The 15,903-nt window shown below is 45.4% G+C and carries 12 protein-coding genes; 9 read left to right on the top strand and 3 right to left on the bottom strand.

Annotation, left to right across the window (positions count from 1 at the left end; genetic code table 11):
• The 6 genes from KSP24_RS24050 to KSP24_RS24025 form a co-directional block, all read left to right on the top strand.
• Positions 1-1,166 (top strand): dihydrolipoamide acetyltransferase family protein (locus KSP24_RS24050; protein WP_216976989.1); only part of this gene is annotated, 1,166 nt, incomplete at its 5' end.
• 3 nt (positions 1,167-1,169) lie between these two features.
• A complete protein-coding gene (gene lpdA / locus KSP24_RS24045; RefSeq protein ID WP_013371454.1) occupies positions 1,170-2,591 on the top strand; it encodes a dihydrolipoyl dehydrogenase in 1,422 nt (473 codons plus the stop codon).
• A gap of 249 nt (positions 2,592-2,840) precedes the next feature.
• Positions 2,841-3,635: a thymidylate synthase gene (gene thyA / locus KSP24_RS24040; protein WP_013371453.1), complete on the top strand. Its 795-nt coding sequence runs from the start codon at positions 2,841-2,843 to the stop codon at positions 3,633-3,635.
• A gap of 17 nt (positions 3,636-3,652) precedes the next feature.
• Entirely contained in the window at positions 3,653-4,141 is a 489-nt protein-coding gene (locus tag KSP24_RS24035) for a dihydrofolate reductase (RefSeq protein WP_013371452.1), read from the top strand.
• Positions 4,142-4,378: 237 nt separating this feature from the next.
• On the top strand, positions 4,379-5,866 hold the full coding sequence (locus KSP24_RS24030) for a glutamate synthase subunit beta (protein ID WP_064964191.1): 1,488 nt from the start codon (positions 4,379-4,381) through the stop codon (positions 5,864-5,866).
• A gap of 545 nt (positions 5,867-6,411) precedes the next feature.
• Positions 6,412-8,763 carry a type IA DNA topoisomerase gene (locus tag KSP24_RS24025; protein WP_216976987.1) on the top strand — a complete coding sequence of 784 codons (2,352 nt, stop codon included), beginning with the start codon at positions 6,412-6,414 and terminating at the stop codon, positions 8,761-8,763.
• A gap of 164 nt (positions 8,764-8,927) precedes the next feature.
• Here the strand turns inward: KSP24_RS24025 and KSP24_RS24020 are convergent.
• The 3 genes from KSP24_RS24020 to KSP24_RS24010 all read right to left on the bottom strand — a co-directional run bounded on the left by KSP24_RS24020 (position 8,928) and on the right by KSP24_RS24010 (position 12,154).
• Positions 8,928-10,288 (bottom strand): IS1182 family transposase gene (locus KSP24_RS24020; RefSeq protein WP_216976985.1). Its coding sequence is split into 2 segments (ribosomal slippage): positions 8,928-9,721 and positions 9,721-10,288, totalling 1,362 coding nucleotides; the frame shifts between segments, so codons are not numbered across the junction.
• A gap of 117 nt (positions 10,289-10,405) precedes the next feature.
• Positions 10,406-11,170 (bottom strand): HAD family hydrolase, encoded by a 765-nt coding sequence (locus tag KSP24_RS24015; protein ID WP_013371449.1) that lies wholly within the window; start codon positions 11,168-11,170, stop codon positions 10,406-10,408.
• A gap of 66 nt (positions 11,171-11,236) precedes the next feature.
• Positions 11,237-12,154: a hypothetical protein gene (locus tag KSP24_RS24010; RefSeq protein ID WP_013371448.1), complete on the bottom strand. Its 918-nt coding sequence runs from the start codon at positions 12,152-12,154 to the stop codon at positions 11,237-11,239.
• 452 nt (positions 12,155-12,606) lie between these two features.
• Between KSP24_RS24010 and KSP24_RS24005 the strand changes: the two genes are divergently transcribed.
• From KSP24_RS24005 to KSP24_RS23995, 3 genes are all read left to right on the top strand, one after another.
• Positions 12,607-13,764 carry an MFS transporter gene (locus KSP24_RS24005; protein WP_216976983.1) on the top strand — a complete coding sequence of 386 codons (1,158 nt, stop codon included), beginning with the start codon at positions 12,607-12,609 and terminating at the stop codon, positions 13,762-13,764.
• Between the two features lie 81 nt (positions 13,765-13,845).
• Entirely contained in the window at positions 13,846-14,571 is a 726-nt protein-coding gene (locus KSP24_RS24000; protein WP_216976981.1) for a phosphonate ABC transporter ATP-binding protein, read from the top strand.
• On the top strand, positions 14,568-15,902 hold the full coding sequence (locus KSP24_RS23995) for a hypothetical protein (RefSeq protein ID WP_216976979.1): 1,335 nt from the start codon (positions 14,568-14,570) through the stop codon (positions 15,900-15,902). Before KSP24_RS24000 ends, KSP24_RS23995 begins: the two co-directional genes overlap by 4 nt.
• Position 15,903 lies beyond the last annotated feature (1 nt).

The following is a 15,903-nucleotide window of genomic DNA, read 5'->3' as shown; positions in this document are numbered from 1 at the left end:
AAAACGACAAGGCTGTAGTTGAAGTTCCATGTCCGGTTAATGGTACGGTTCAAGAAGTATTTGCCAAAGACGGAGACATCTTTAACGTAGGTCAAGTTGTGGCTGTCATCGCTGCTGAAGGTGAACTTCCTGAGCAAGAAGAAGCACCAGCTGCTGTTAAACAAGAAGAGGATGCTGCCAAAGGTGGAGCGAACACGCAACCAAGTGCAACACCTGCTGCTTCGAACAAAGACGTACTGGCTACACCTAGCGTTCGCAAATTTGCACGTGAGCAAGGTGTTAACATCGCTCAAGTGAGTGGCTCCGGCAAAAACGGTAAAATCACTAAAGAAGATGTAGAAGCTTTCAAAAATGGTGGAGGCCAAGCGGCTGCACCAGTAGCGAAAGAAGCTGCAAAAGCGCAAGAGCCAGCTAAAAAAGAAGCGAAAGCTGCAGCACCATCCGCACCAGCTGCAGACCCGCGTGCTGAGGAAGAACGCGTACCATTTAAAGGTATCCGTAAAGCAATTTCCAATGCTATGGTTAAGTCGGCTTACACGGCTCCACACGTTACAATTATGGACGAAGTGGATGTAACTGAGCTGGTAGCTTTCCGTACTCGTATCAAACCAATTGCAGAGAAGAAAGGCACAAAAGTAACTTACCTGCCATTCATCGTAAAAGCTTTGGTTGCTGCTTCCCGTCAATTCCCGGCTCTGAATGCCTCGATCGACGAAGAAGCTAACGAAATTGTCTACAAAAAATACTACAATATCGGTATCGCTACAGATACAGACAACGGCTTGATCGTTCCTGTTATCAAAGATGCTGATCGTAAGAGTATCTGGATGATTGCTGATTCCATTCGTGACCTGGCTGTACGCGGTCGTGATGGTAAATTGGCTGCCAATGAAATGAGAGGAAGCACGATTTCCATCACGAACATTGGTTCCGCAGGCGGTATGTTCTTTACTCCAATCATCAACTTCCCTGAGGTTGCAATTTTGGGTACTGGCCGCATCAGTGAAAAAGCAGTCGTGAAAAACGGTGAAATTGTTGCCGCTCCAGTAATGGCTCTTTCCCTGAGTTTTGACCACCGTATTATTGACGGTGCAACTGCTCAAAACTTCATGAACTATATTAAACAGCTGCTCGCTAACCCTGAGCTGCTTGTAATGGAGGTGTAATCAATGGTAGTAGGAGACGCTTCTCTGGATATTGACACATTGGTTATCGGTGCGGGTCCTGGCGGCTATGTAGCTGCCATCCGTGCCGCACAGTTGGGACAAAGCGTATTGATCGTTGACAAATCTGAGCTGGGCGGTGTCTGCTTGAACCGTGGATGTATTCCATCCAAAGCTTTGATCTCTGCAGCTCATCAATACGAAGCAGCTAAACATGGCGAAACTTTCGGTATTACGGCTGAAAATGTAAAAGTAGATTTTGCAAAAACACAAGAATTCAAAAACGGTGTTGTTAAGAAAATGACTGGCGGCGTAAGCGGCTTGCTCAAAGGCAACAAAGTCGAAGTTTTCAACGGTGAGTGCATGTTCATCAACGAAAACGAAGCGCGTGTATTCAACGAACATGAATCACCACGTTACCGTTTTAAAAATGCAATTATCGCAACAGGCTCCCGTCCTATCGAATTGAAGCCATTCCCGTTTGGCGGACGCATTCTGTCTTCTACCGAAGCATTGAACCTGCCTGAAATTCCGAAAAGCCTGATCGTTATCGGTGGTGGATATATTGGTGCAGAGCTTGGACAAATGTATTCCAAATTCGGTTCCAAAGTAACTATTATTGAAGGTATGGATACTGTTCTTCCTGGCTTCGATAAAGATATGACTTCCATCGTTTCGAAAAGCATGAAGAAAACAGGTATCGAAATCTTCACTGGCGCTAAAGCGGAAAGTGCGGAGCAAACTGATAAAGATGTAACAGTGAAATTCTCTGTTAACGGTGAAAGCAAAGAAGTAACTGCTGAGTACCTGCTTGTAACTGTTGGACGTCGTCCAAATACAGACGGTGAACTGGGTCTGGATTTGATCGGTGTAGAACTGGATGAACGCGGAATGGTGAAAGTTGACCACCAAGGACGCACAAGCATCCCTCACATTTTCGCAATCGGCGATATTGTTCCTGGTCTTGCTCTGGCTCACAAAGCTTCTTACGAAGGTAAAGTAGCTGCTGAAGTAATTGCTGGCCAACCATCTGTTGTAGACTATAAATGTATTCCGGCTGTTGTGTTCACAGATCCAGAATGCTCTAGCGTAGGCTACACAGAGACACAAGCTAAAGAAAAAGGCTATAATGTCAAAGTTGGCAAGTTCTCTTATGGAGCAAACGGTCGTGCCGTTTCCTTGAACGCTGCTGAAGGCTTTGTAAAAATCGTAGCTGACGCAGATACAGGTCTGGTACTGGGTACGCAAATCGTAGGTCTGGAAGCTTCCAACCTGATTGCTGAGCTGGGTCTGGCGATTGAAATGGGTGCTACACTCGAAGATATCTCCTTGACTATCCATGCTCACCCTACGTTGGGCGAACTTGTGATGGAAGCTGCAGAAGTCGTAATGGGTCATCCGATCCACGCATTGGCGCCACGTCGCTAATTCCATTTCATTATCTTGTTTTTGGTTTTCATACATGAAAAAAGAGGCAAGGAGCGCTATATCTGCGCTCTTTGTCTCTTTTTTTCAAACTTTAAAATTATTGGACTATCATGAAAATTCACACAGCACATGGTCAAAAAAGTACCCTACATGATAAACTAAATATAGATTAATGGGGTAGATCGAGAATTTTAAAAATTAAAAATTGACGATGCTGTATTTTATTCATGCTCAAAGGAGAGAAACAACGTGCGCAACTACTTGGAATTGTTGGAGGATATTTTAGAGAACGGAGTGAAAAAAGAGGATCGGACAGGGACGGGAACATTATCTGTGTTCGGAAGGCAACTTCGTTTTGATCTGGCCAAGGGCTTCCCGTTGGTGACCACTAAAAGAGTACATTTGAAATCCGTTATACATGAACTGTTATGGTTTTTGCGAGGGGATACCAATATTGCTTATCTCAAGGAGAACGGAGTTAGCATTTGGGATGAATGGGCAGACGAGCAGGGGAATCTGGGACCTGTGTATGGATCGCAATGGCGCGCATGGGAAACACCGGACGGACAACATATTGATCAAATTGCGAATGTCATTGAGGCAATCAAAAACAATCCGGATTCACGTCGACATATCGTCAGTGCTTGGAATGTGGCTGAAATTGAATCGATGAAGTTGCCACCATGTCATTTTGTATTCCAGTTCTACGTAGCTGGAGGAAAGTTATCCTGTATGCTGACGATGCGTTCAGTGGATACTTTCCTTGGACTGCCATTCAACATCGCTAGTTATGCATTGCTGACGCATATGGTTGCACAGCAGTGCGGTTTGGAGCCCGGAGAGTTTATTTGGTCAGGAGGCGATGTGCATATTTATTCAAACCATATACAACAAGTGCATACGCAGTTGGAACGTGACCCATATCCGTTACCACAGTTAAAAATCCTGCGCAAGCCGGAATCCATTTTTGATTACACTTACGAGGATTTTGTTTTTGAGAATTACGAGCATCACCCAGGGATCAAGGCGCCTGTCGCCATCTGATTAGAGGAGGTGGAAAGATGAGCATTTCGATGATATGGGCTATGGCACAAAATGGTGTGATTGGCCGGGATAACAGTCTTCCTTGGCGCCTTCCCAGAGACATGGCCTTCTTCAAAGAGCAGACGATTAATAAAACGGTACTCATGGGACGCAAAACGTGGGAATCCTTTGGCGGGAAAAGCCTACCAAACCGCCGCAACGTCGTTTTGACTCGAGATGAGCGCTATCAGGCGGAAGGTGCGGAAGTAATCCATACGCTGGAAGAAGGGCTCCAACTTGCCCAGAAAGAAGAGCTAATGGTCATTGGCGGAGCGGAGATTTATTCACTGTTTTGGCCACATGCTGATCGGCTGATTGTGACTCGAATTGAGGAGACTTTTGAAGGTGATACGACGTTTCCTGAGCTGGATTGGAGCGGTTGGACTATAGTCAGTGAGACGCCAGGTATCAAGGACGACAAAAACCTGTATGACTACCGTTTTGTTGTTTACGAGAGAACAGGATAACAATAGATGAACTCGACCTAGCTCATTTGAAAAATTAATAAACCATATAAAAAATCCTTTTGGCTGTAGATGCAGAAAGTTGCATAAGTTTTCATTACTTTTACGCTGTATTGTGATACAATAAATCAAATTCAACGAGAACAGACCCTTTCATAACACAAACAGACAAGTTCGAATTTGATTAGAATTCTGAATGGATGATCGGGGTTCATAAGCGAAGAGATGGGGGAACGTAACATGTCTACACCAACTGGATTTATGGAATACACACGACAACTTCCTACAGACCGGGACCCGGCAGAGCGTATAAAGGATTGGGAAGAATTCCATAAGCATATGTCTGAAGAAGAGCTGCGTACCCAAGGGGCGCGTTGTATGGACTGCGGAACTCCTTATTGTCATACGGGGATGGATCTCATGGGAGCAACTTTAGGCTGCCCGGTTCATAATCTTATTCCGGAATGGAACAATCTCGTATATCGTGGTTTGTGGAAGGAAGCGTTAGATCGGTTGCACAAAACGAATAACTTCCCCGAATTTACGGGGCGTGTCTGTCCTGCGCCATGTGAAGGCTCATGTACTGTTGGCCTTATCGGGCAGTCTGTTACCATTAAGACAATTGAGGAAGCGATTATCGAAAAAGGTTTTGAGGAAGGCTGGGTTGTTCCTAACCCGCCGGAAAAACGTACAGGCAAACGAGTGGCTATTGTTGGCTCGGGTCCTGCGGGATTGGCTGCGGCAGCACAGCTTAACAAAGCAGGGCACAGCGTGACTGTATATGAGCGTGCAGATCGTGTAGGTGGGTTGCTGATGTACGGAATCCCATCCATGAAGCTGGATAAGAAGGTTGTACAGCGTCGTGTAGACTTGCTGGAGGCTGAAGGTATTCAATTCATCACGAATACGGAAATTGGCAAGGATATTCCTACTGAACAGTTGGTTGCCGACTACGATGCGGTTGTGCTATGCGGTGGATCTACAAAGCCGAGAGAATTCAATATTGAAGGCAGTGATTTGAATGGCGTCCATTATGCTATGGATTATTTGAATGGCACCATCAAAAGTTATCTGGATTCCAACCTTGAAGATGGCAACTATTTGTCTTCCAAAGGTAAGGACGTTATTGTTATCGGTGGTGGTGATACAGGTTCGGACTGTGTAGCTACTTCTTTGCGGCATGGTTGCCGGAGTGTCACTCAATTTGGCACACACACCAAAGCTCCACTGGAACGTGATCCGATTGCCAATCCTTGGCCGCAGTTTCCGAATGTGTACTCTCTCGATTATGCACAGGAAGAAGCGAAAGCGTTGTTCGGGGAAGACCCGCGTGAGTTCTCCATCATGACAACCAAATTTGTAGGTGATGAGAATGGCAATCTGAAAGAACTGCACACCATTCAAATCCAACGTATTGTTGATGAAACTGGACGTAAAATCTATCAACCGATTCCAGGTACGGAACGTGTATTCCCAGCACAAATTGCGCTGATTGCAATTGGGTTTGATGGGCCTGAGCAAACGATTGTGAAGGAAATCGGTTTGGAAACGGACCGTCGCTCCAACGTTAAGGCACGTTATGGGAAATATGTGACGAATGTGGATAAGGTGTTTGCTGCGGGTGACATGCGCCGCGGACAAAGTCTGGTTGTGTGGGCTATTAATGAAGGTCGAGAAGCAGCACGTGAAGTTGATAAATACCTCATGGGTACTACTGTTTTGGTGTAATTATAAATTTAATGTTACGAATCAAGTAAAGGCTCCATCTTAGGATGGGGCTTTATTTGTGTTTCAAGCATTGTCGCTAGTTGTTGAATCCAATTTTCTAGGAAGGTGTACAAAGGGTTGTAAACATAATGTTATATAAAATGACTTTAAATTGAGTTTTTAATCATGCAACTGTTATCTATAGTGATCATAACATAAATAAGGAGGATATGTGTAGCCTTTTTAAAGAAAAATACTTTTATTTTACAAAACAATTAACTGAAAACTTAAATATATGTAATATAAATTAACACAAATGTGACCCGCGTTTATTAATGGTGTAGTTTCAACATAGAGTAAAATCATGACCTGAGAGAACCATGAGATCTATGGTATAATAGACGTATATTGTTGAAGCGCTAGACTAAATGAATTTACAAAGGAGCTTTCGCTGAGAGAAAGCTCCTTTTGCATGAGGCCGGGATAGCTGTGTTTTCATTTGCGTTCCATGTATATCTATGATTCATGGAGGAGAAACAGAAGGCCGTCAGGAAGGAATGGAATGTATGAAGACGTTGATTATTGCTGAGAAACCAGATATGGGGCGGACGATTGCCGCTGTTATGGAGCCTCGTGCTAAAAATAACCGTACCTATTTGGAAGGGGAGAAATACATTGTAACCTGGGCGATCGGTCATTTGTTAGGGCTGGCTGAGCCAGATGCTTACGATGCTAAGTACAAACGATGGAATATTCAAGATCTTCCGATTATCCCTGAACAGTTCAAAATCGTACCTAATCCGAAAACAAAAGATCAGCTAAAAATGATTGGTGAGCTGGCCAAACGCTGCAATGCCATCGTGAATGCTTGTGACGCTGGACGAGAGGGGCAATATATTTTTGCGCTAATTCAGCAGCAGCTAAAGCTACGACAGCCGGTTAAGCGATTGTGGATCTCGGACTTGACGGCAGAGAGTATTGCGACAGGCTTTGAACGATTACGAGATGCCTCGGAGTTTGAATTCCTGACTCAAGCTGCGCGGGCACGAAGTGAAGCGGACTGGCTGATTGGCATGAACGCTTCCAGAGCGTTCACAACACGTCATAACACCCTGCTGTCGGTAGGACGGGTACAGACTCCCGTGCTGGCACTAATTCATGATCGAGAAAAGGAAATTGAAGCATTTCAGTCTCAAACCTTCTATGACGTGTGGGCTGAGTTTAAGCAAGATCAGATTAAGTACAAAGGGGCATGGCAGGGAGATCGGCTGACGAAACCGGAAGAAGCTGAGGGGATTGCTGCGGCGGTACGCGGAAAAGAGGGGAAGATTACCAAATATGATACGAAGCAGACAAAGGAGTATCCTTTTAAATTGTACGACTTGACATTGCTTCAACGAGAGGCGAATGCCAAGTACGGTTATTCGGCCAAAAAAACGCTGGATGTGGCACAAGCGCTTTATGAGCGTCACAAGGTCATTTCCTATCCGCGTACCAACTCTAACTATGTGACAGAGCAGAATATAGACGGCATGCATAAGGCATTACGGATGCTCGGGACAGGCCCTTATGCTGATCTGGTTCAACAAGCAAACCCTAATTTGGTCCATAAACAGAATAAATCGGTCTGCAATCCGTCTCGTGTTGAGGATCACCATGCTATCTTGCCGACGTTAAAAAGACCGGGGACGCTAAGCAAGGAGGAACAAAATGTATACGACCTGGTTATTCGTAGGTTTCTGTCGCATTTTTTCCCGCCGGCTGAATATAAAATGCATACCGTAATGACGCAGGTGGACAAGCATTTGTTTAAAACCAATATTAAGGAGCTTCTGTCCTTGGGATGGAAAGTGGTTTTGAGCAAGGCTGACCAGGATAAAGGTAAAAAGAGCAAAACATCCAAAAAGGAAGATGAAGAGGAAACGGACGAGTGGACAGACAAGAAGTTTGAAATTGATGCAGGTCGTCCGGTGGATTGTGTTCGCGCCGAGATGAAAGAAAAGGCGACTCAGCCCCCTAAAAGCTACACGGAGGGCACATTGCTTAAAGCGATGGAAAGCGCCGGCAAGCAGATGGAGAATGAGGAATTACGCGAGGTTATGAAGGACGCTGGCTTAGGTACGCCTGCGACACGAGCTGCCACAATTGAACGATTGAAGAAGGTCGGCTACATTGAAATGAAGGGCAAAAAGATTCTTATTTCAGATAAGGGAAAGATGGCTATTGACCTGATCCGTCATGCCGGGGTAGATCTATTAGCCTCACCGGAAATGACAGGTCAATGGGAACGCCGTCTTCATCAAATTTCCAAGGGTGAGGCAGCTCAGGAGAAGTTTATGGATAACGTTAAAAGATTCACGTTGTCCATCATTGATAAGGTAAGGCAGCAGCCACCTGCTCCCGCAAATGCCTTTGGCGAGGAGGCAAGGAGTAATCGCTCGGGAGGCAAGGGGAACGCCCGCAGTGTAGGCGCGAGTGGACGTGCCACTGCCAAAGGAATGGATCGCACACCATCAGGAGGCGGTAGTAGTGCAGGAAGTGCTGCGCTAAAGCAAGCAGCAGCACCAACAAGACGCAGTTCAGCTACAAAAGCAGTGCGGAGCTCATCTGATGGACAGTCAGATGCTTCAGTGAGCCAAAGGCAGGCGTTAGGCAGCTGCCCGTGCTCCAATTGCGGTGGGAGTATTATTGAAGGCCGTAAAGGGTATGGGTGTAGCCATTTTAAGCAAGGCTGTGGCTTTGTCATTTGGAAGGAATATGCTGGCAAGCAGATTACTGAAACGATGCTCAAGTCCCTGCTCGCGAAGGGGCAGACGCAATTGTTGTCTTTTAAACGTAAAGATGGATCGACCGTCAAAGCGCGGATTGTTCTGGATGTACCAGGAACAGGACAACTTAGCGTTCGTGAGGAATCCTGAAATAGGGTCGTCTATCATAGTAGAATATGAAGGTTGAATGACTTTTTAAACACGAAAAAAGGACCCTATCCGAGGGTCCTCAGATTGTCGAGAAACCCTGTCCTTTTTTAAGGATCAGGGTTTCTCTGTTTTTCCCAAGTAACTAAGTACGAAAAAATGAGGGGCTACCCCCGTTTTTCCAGGCGATCCAGGTGGATCGCCATCTTCTTCATGTTCTGCACGGCTGCTGTCATCAGGGCCTGTTCCCTGACGTTTTGCAGTCCGCGCAAACGACAATAGCGAAACCCATGGAGCTCTTTGGCATCCGCGAAGCTTCGCTCAATCGTTTCTTTTCGTTTTCGGTAGAGATATTTCCCGGATCGACTCAACCGGTTGTCTCGTACCCACTCTTTGCTGTCCTCCCAGACATGGCGGGTTACCACCTTTCGGTGGTTGCGAGACCGTGTGCATTCGTTTAATAACGGACAGTTCTTGCAATGCTGTGGATCAGAAGCGTACTGCCGGTATCCCTCGCGATTAGTCGTCTTGTACGGTAATTCGTGCTTCGCCGGGCAGACATAAAGATTGCGCTGTGCATCATACGTGAACTTCCATTTTGGGAATAAGCCTTGGGTCGGGTGAAACCTTCGGTGAGCAATAACGGCAAAAATGTTTCGGCTTTGCAGCCCTTTGCAGATGGGTGAAGTCAAGTACCCCGAGTCTAGAGCAACGGCTTCTACTTTAAAACCAAATCGTTGTTGTTGACGATCCAAACGGGACAAATACGGTACAGAATCGTGGACATTTCCAGCGGTGACATGTACATCCGTAATCATATTGTATTTCAGGTCCACGGTACGGTGGTCTAAGTAGAAGAATCCTTCCGGTTTCCCATCACGAATCATATAACCGCTGTCGGGATCTGTCGTGCTCACTTTGACTTCCTTTTCCTCGATCACGTCCTCTCTAGGCTTTAACGCTTTTTTCCATGTGCATTCCGGTCAGCCTCTACGGCAGCATTAAGTTCACTCACATAATCACGGGTGTTTTGTAAAACCTGCTCCTTTGTGTATCTATGCTTGTTCGCATTCGCTTTGACGTGGGTTGAATCGGTAACTAAGACACGTCCGCCCACCATACGGTGCTGGATAGCTTGAAGCACAATCTCATCGAAGATCTCCTGAAAAATCTCGGTGTCTTTAAAGCGAGTGCGACGATTCCAGCTAATCGTAGAATGGTCCGGCACTTTGTCGGTTAGACCTAACCCCAAAAACCAGCGGTAAGCGAGGTTGGTTTGAATTTCACGTTCAAGTTGGCGTTCGGAACGGATGCCATAAAAATAACCGAGGAAAATCATCTTAAATAACACGACAGGGTCGATAGCAGGCCGCCCATTATCAGCACAGTAAAGCGGACGAACCTTTTCGTCGATGAAAGAAAAATCGATATACTTGTCCACTTTACGGAGCAGATGATCTTGAGGGACCAACTCTTCAATTGAAACAAATTCGTAAGCCTGCTGTTTTTCTCGATTCGAACGCAACATATTTAACACCCTTCCGAACGGTTTATTTACTAATTTTATACAACATTAACGCGGTGTCGTGTTGAATTAAATTCACAAGAAAATAGCTGTCGAGACTTTCTCGACAGCCTGAGGACCCTATCCGAGGGTCCTTTTTTGTTGATGCAATTGTATGCTTTCGTGGATCACCCGTGGCACTTCTGTTAGCTTTTGTATTGTATACATTACAGAGTTCACGTTTTTTTGCAATTCAACCATATTGTAAATCCATTCTTTAGGCTGCTTAAGATACACAGCGTGAATACCTGCCGCAAGGGCTGGAGATACGTCGGTGCGTAAAGAATTCCCAATCATCCAGGTGATGCCTCGGTCCAGCCGATTTATTTGGATGATTTCTTCCAGTGCTTCGACATTTTTATGCTGGCGAATATAGATACGGTCATCAAAGTAAGTAGCCAGCTTCATTTGCTCAATCTTTCTTTCTTGAATGACCTGCTCACCGCCCGTATAAAGGTGAAGGGAATGCCCTGCTTTTTGGAGTGAATTTAACGTTTCGGCCATACCTGGATACGGTTCAATTTCCTGCTCGTACACACTTCGGCCAAGCGAGCGAAGCTCCTGTTCTTCCCGAGAATCCGTACGGCGTCCGAATTGTTCAGAGAAAAACTGGTACGTATCTATTAGGGATTGTGGAAAATGCTCGCTGGCAAAACCCACCTGATGAACCCCAGCCACATCAATTTCAATTTGTTTTTCACGGATTGTATTTCTCGTTAGGTTATGAGCTGCAAACCATTCCTGAAGCAAATCGAAAAAGTGGTTGAGAATAAGGTCGAAATACTTGTTGCAGTGGACCAAAGTGTCATCAAGATCAAATAAAATGTGCTGTTTCGGATACGACATGATGCATACTCCTTCCAAGCCAAAGCTTTAACGGTGTTCAGTTTATAACTAAAGTTGCGATTCAAATTACAATCCAATATAGGATTCCAAAAATACCTGCAAATCAGCCGCACCGTCGGGACGGATGCTGAATTTTTCCTTGTGATAGCGTCCAATGTGTATGCGGAGCAAACCAGCCACACGCAAAATCATCATATCAGACATTAGTGTATCTTCCAATCGGCTCAAATCATGACGCATGTCTTCAAGAGACTTAGGACCTTGAGCTACATAACGCAAAATGCGCAGCCGTTGTGGATCATTGACTGCACGAGTGAGTCGTAGTAGAAGCGTGGGCGGTTCTTCCTCACTCTCTTCGGGAATATCTACCGGATACTGGATCAGCAGTGTACGGGTGTAAAAGCAGTATGAATTAATTGGGCGATTATGAACGACCGGAAACAGCACTACTGTATCGAGGTCTTCCATATGTGGCACGACTAGTCCAGCTGTTGCATATTCAACAAGTGCTTCCGGTTCCATTTTACTTAACAGCATGCGCTTTTCCGCAGCATCTTCTTCTGCCAATACACGCAGTTCGCCTTCCAAGGCCCGAAAATAATCACGATCCCACAATCTGAGGAGCGGTGCATATACCTTACGAATGCGTAAAGATTCTTCAAAGGTTAAAAAAGGAATATGCGGAACAAGCAACTCAAACATATCCTTATCCGGTCCGTGATCCAAGTAAGAAATATAGTCGGATATTTCATCTGTTTCTGGTCGAAGCAACGCCCAGGCATAGAGTGCGTCATAATCGCTAAAAGGGCAATCCTGAGCTGTAGCTAGCTCAGTACGAACTTCCTGTTGTAATCGTGCATCCACCTTGTCGATCCATTCATGGCCCAAGTCCATATCTTGGACCCACTTTTTAGTTACATAGGCCATAAAGCTGCCGAGCAATTCATAAATTGGGGAAGTGTCTATTTTAATTTGATAACTCATGGAACCAAATGCCTCCTATTCTGTCTTCTAGCCCAGAGCGGTGAACGTAAATAAAGCCCGTCCATAAGCAAAACATGAGCATTTTGAAATTGCCCACTCATTTATTATGGCTTGTTCTGCCAGGCATTGTCCACTATAATATGAAATAGTGCGTTGTGACGTGAACTTGGTCGGATTGAACATACGAGGCTCTTAACCGAGGAGTCGGATACATACCAGACTAGCTCTATCCGTAAAATCGTCATCTCAGATGGCGATTTTTTTATTTCTCTCTTTAATACACTAAAATTAACACGCTAAAAACATCTTAATATGTAATATATCGATTTTTAGAAAGTCATGGTACACATCGTGATAAGATTTATTATTGATTATGGTATCAAATGCAAATCATTTCTAAACATTCATTTTATGATGTTAATAATTTATTTGTTCGAGCAGGAGGAGCTGGGATGTCGTCGTCGTTACGTGTTCATTATTTTATCTTAATTGCAGTTATTATTGTTGCTGGATTATGTCAGGGTTTACTATTGCCCATTCTGTCGATCTCTTTGGAACAAATGGGGGTTTCGTCTTCGCTAAACGGAATGAACGCGGCTGCACTGTATATTGGTTCATTCGCAATGACACTGGTGGCTGAACGGACTTTGGGGTGGCTGGGATTTAAAAAGCTGATGGCTGGTGGTCTTGTGCTTGTGCTGATCACGCTGCTGCTGTTCCCGCTAATCCCTGATATTCGGGTTTGGTTCGTACTGCGCCTGCTAGTAGGTATTGGTGACAGTGCGTTGCATTATTCTGCTCAGTTGTGGATATTGCTGGTAACTCCAGCAGAGAATCGAGGCCGCAACATTTCCTTTTATGGTATGTCTTATGGTCTCGGTTTTGCATTAGGCCCATTGGGATTGTGGCTGCTTGATTATGGAATGCTGGTTCCATTTGCTGCGTTGGCTTTGTTGTGCTTGCTTGTGTTGCTGTTAGTGTTAATCAAGCTGCCTGACTCAAGACCCGAGAAGCAGGAGACTGAGGCGCGTCCCGCACAAAGATTCCGGCGCAGCTATAGATGGGCATGGTACGCTCTGTTGCCTGCATTTCTATACGGTTATATGGAAGCGAGCCTGAACAGTAATTTTCCAGTCTATGGCCTGCGTATTGGCTTCCATACCGATGAAATTGCTGCCTTGCTGCCTTTCGTCAGTTTGGGAGGCTTAGTGCTGCAACTGCCTTTAGGTATATTAAGTGACCGTTGGGGACGTAAAAAGGTGCTAATGAGCGTAGGTATAGCAGGAGGGTTGACCTTTATGTTACTACCATGGAGTGGCAATCATTTTATGTTCACATTGGTATTGCTGACCATCGCAGGTGGATTGGTAGGCTCCTTTTTCTCACTTGGTTTGGCCTATGCAGCTGACCTGTTGCCCAAATCATTTTTGGCGGCTGCAAATGTGCTGGCATCCTTTCATTTTAATCTGGGAAGTGTGATCGGACCTAATATTAGCGGAGGGTTGCTGGACATTGGAACTCAAGGCAGTATGTTTCTAGTCCTTGGAGGTAGTTATATTGTTTTCGGATTGTTAGGTCTGTTTTCCCGAAAAAGAGCACCAGCGGTATAAAACTGCGGTTTGCATGGTATTTGTTTCACAATTACTATAAAATATAAACATGTATTGATGGCGGACAAAGGGGAATCATAGATGATTAAAATTCGGAAGCTGACCAAGCAAGTGGGGCCTGAACGTACCCCGTTGCTTCGAGGGATTGATGCTGAAATTCATCAGGGTGAATTCATTGCTATAGTGGGGCCAAGCGGAAGCGGTAAAACGACACTTCTTCGCTGTCTTGCTTTACAAGAGCCTTGGGAAGAAGGCAGTTTGATTGTTGGTGGCAATGATGTACTGAGATCCGGGTGGACGGGCAAGATGAAAATAAAGCGAGAGTGGGCATACCTGGAGCAAAATCCGCATCTTAATGTGAATCGGACCGCTCTTAAAAATGTGCTCATTGGGCGATCGGGTCAAACACCCTGGTGGAGAATGGTGACTGGCATGGTGCGTTCCGACGATTATATGGGAGCGATGGACGTTCTAGAGGATCTGGGTCTGCTGGATAAGGCGCATGATAAATGCGACAAGCTCAGCGGCGGCGAACGGCAACGGGTAGCCACAGCGCGTGCTCTCGTCCACGGTGCTAAGGTTATTTTAGCTGATGAGCCTGTAAATGGACTTGATCCTGCCTCAGCAGCGCATGTACTGGAAACCTTTCGCAAGCTGTGCTCTGGCGAGCGAGTAACAATCATTACTGTACTGCCGCTGGAAATGGCTGAACGTTTTGCTTCCCGAATCTGGGGTCTGAATGAGGGTAAACTGGTGTTTGATATCCAGGGAAGACGATTGACACAGGCAGAAAAGAACAAATTGTGAAGGGGACGGCAAGAGAAGTGAAAAAAATGCTGTTGAAAATGGTGGCTTGCTGCTGTTCCTTGCTGCTTCTTGCTGGATTTTTAAGCGGCTGTAATGTGATTAGCGATCCAATTTCGCTGATGCAGACACCAACGATGTCTGACGAGAAACAACAGCTGAATGGAGCAGTGAATACGCAATTAGGGGCGGTACAGCCTTTAAGGCCGAATGATCCGGATGATCCTACGCCAATTCGGACGGGAGATTTGAATAATGATGGTATAGACGAAGCAGTGCTCTTTTATGAAACACCAGATGAGAGCGTAAAGATACATGGTGCCTTGTTTGAAGATCAGGGCGGGACGTGGGTAAAGAAGCTTACATTTGATGGGGAAGGCACAGTGTTGGAATCATTTAAACTAGTGGATCTAACAAATGACGGTACGCTTGATATTGTAGCAGGCTTTTCGAGCGGAGACAGTGGCGAGAACGGGGAGCAGAAGGGTCTTATCGTTTACTCTTATACTGGAGGAACGTTAGAAAAAATATATGCAACGGGCTATACGGACTTCGTTGTAGACGATTTTAACCATAAGAAGATGGATTTGAACGGGGACAATCTGAATGACTTGACGATTATCTTGCTCCGTCGCAATGAATTTTTTACTGTAAAAACGTTCCAGTTCAGCGGAGGAACCTTTAAGGAGATCGGATCGTTGGATTTGGACAGTCAGGCTTTAGGTGTCTATAATGTGGTCGCTGGTAAGGTAGCCCAGGGTAGGCAGGGAATCATTATAGATACAAAGATTGCTCAGACGACTACGGTATCCAATGTTATCGTGATGGATCACGGCAAACTTAGAAAGCTCAATCTTATGGATGTTACCTTCAAGGATGCTACCATCGCCAGTGGTGATGTGGACGGTGACGGTCTTCTCGAATTTGGAAATTTGGAGAAGCCTAAAGGCTGGAGCAACAGGCCGCTCGATGAAGTTCCTTATTTTGTATCGTTCTATCAGTGGGATGGGGCCAAAGGGACGATTTTCAAGCAGCAACAGTATCGTGATTCTAATGAACAGGTCTACTTCAGGCTGCCAAAAGAGCTGCATGGCAAGGTGACTATTGATCCGAAGGTTTCAAGGAAGGACAGCTATTTGCGGTTTATTTTGGATGATACAGACAAAACGATAGCGGAAATTAAATTTTTCTCGTTATCACAATGGGAGCGAAATAACGAAGGCTATAGCCAACTGTGGCGAACGAATGCACAGGTAGTTGGTATAAAACGATCCAGCGAGCTGGAGCCACGTAAAGCCATTAAAAACAAGCTGGGGGAAAGGCAGGTAGAGTAGA

This window comes from Paenibacillus sp. AK121, from assembly GCF_019042715.1.
Classification (GTDB): Bacteria; Bacillota; Bacilli; order Paenibacillales; family Paenibacillaceae; genus Paenibacillus; species Paenibacillus polymyxa_C.
This window is presented reverse-complemented; position numbering and strand designations above follow the sequence as displayed.

What these genes read in the sequence shown, in the direction of transcription:
- lpdA (WP_013371454.1), top strand. Translation starts at nt 1,170, where the DNA reads ATGGTAGTAGGAGACGCTTCTCTGGATATTGACACATTGGTTATCGGT.
- KSP24_RS24010 (WP_013371448.1), bottom strand. Translation starts at nt 12,154, where the DNA reads ATGAGTTATCAAATTAAAATAGACACTTCCCCAATTTATGAATTGCTC.
- KSP24_RS24035 (WP_013371452.1), top strand. Translation starts at nt 3,653, where the DNA reads ATGAGCATTTCGATGATATGGGCTATGGCACAAAATGGTGTGATTGGC.
- KSP24_RS24015 (WP_013371449.1), bottom strand. Translation starts at nt 11,170, where the DNA reads ATGTCGTATCCGAAACAGCACATTTTATTTGATCTTGATGACACTTTG.
- KSP24_RS24000 (WP_216976981.1), top strand. Translation starts at nt 13,846, where the DNA reads ATGATTAAAATTCGGAAGCTGACCAAGCAAGTGGGGCCTGAACGTACC.
- KSP24_RS24005 (WP_216976983.1), top strand. Translation starts at nt 12,607, where the DNA reads ATGTCGTCGTCGTTACGTGTTCATTATTTTATCTTAATTGCAGTTATT.
- KSP24_RS24030 (WP_064964191.1), top strand. Translation starts at nt 4,379, where the DNA reads ATGTCTACACCAACTGGATTTATGGAATACACACGACAACTTCCTACA.
- KSP24_RS24025 (WP_216976987.1), top strand. Translation starts at nt 6,412, where the DNA reads ATGAAGACGTTGATTATTGCTGAGAAACCAGATATGGGGCGGACGATT.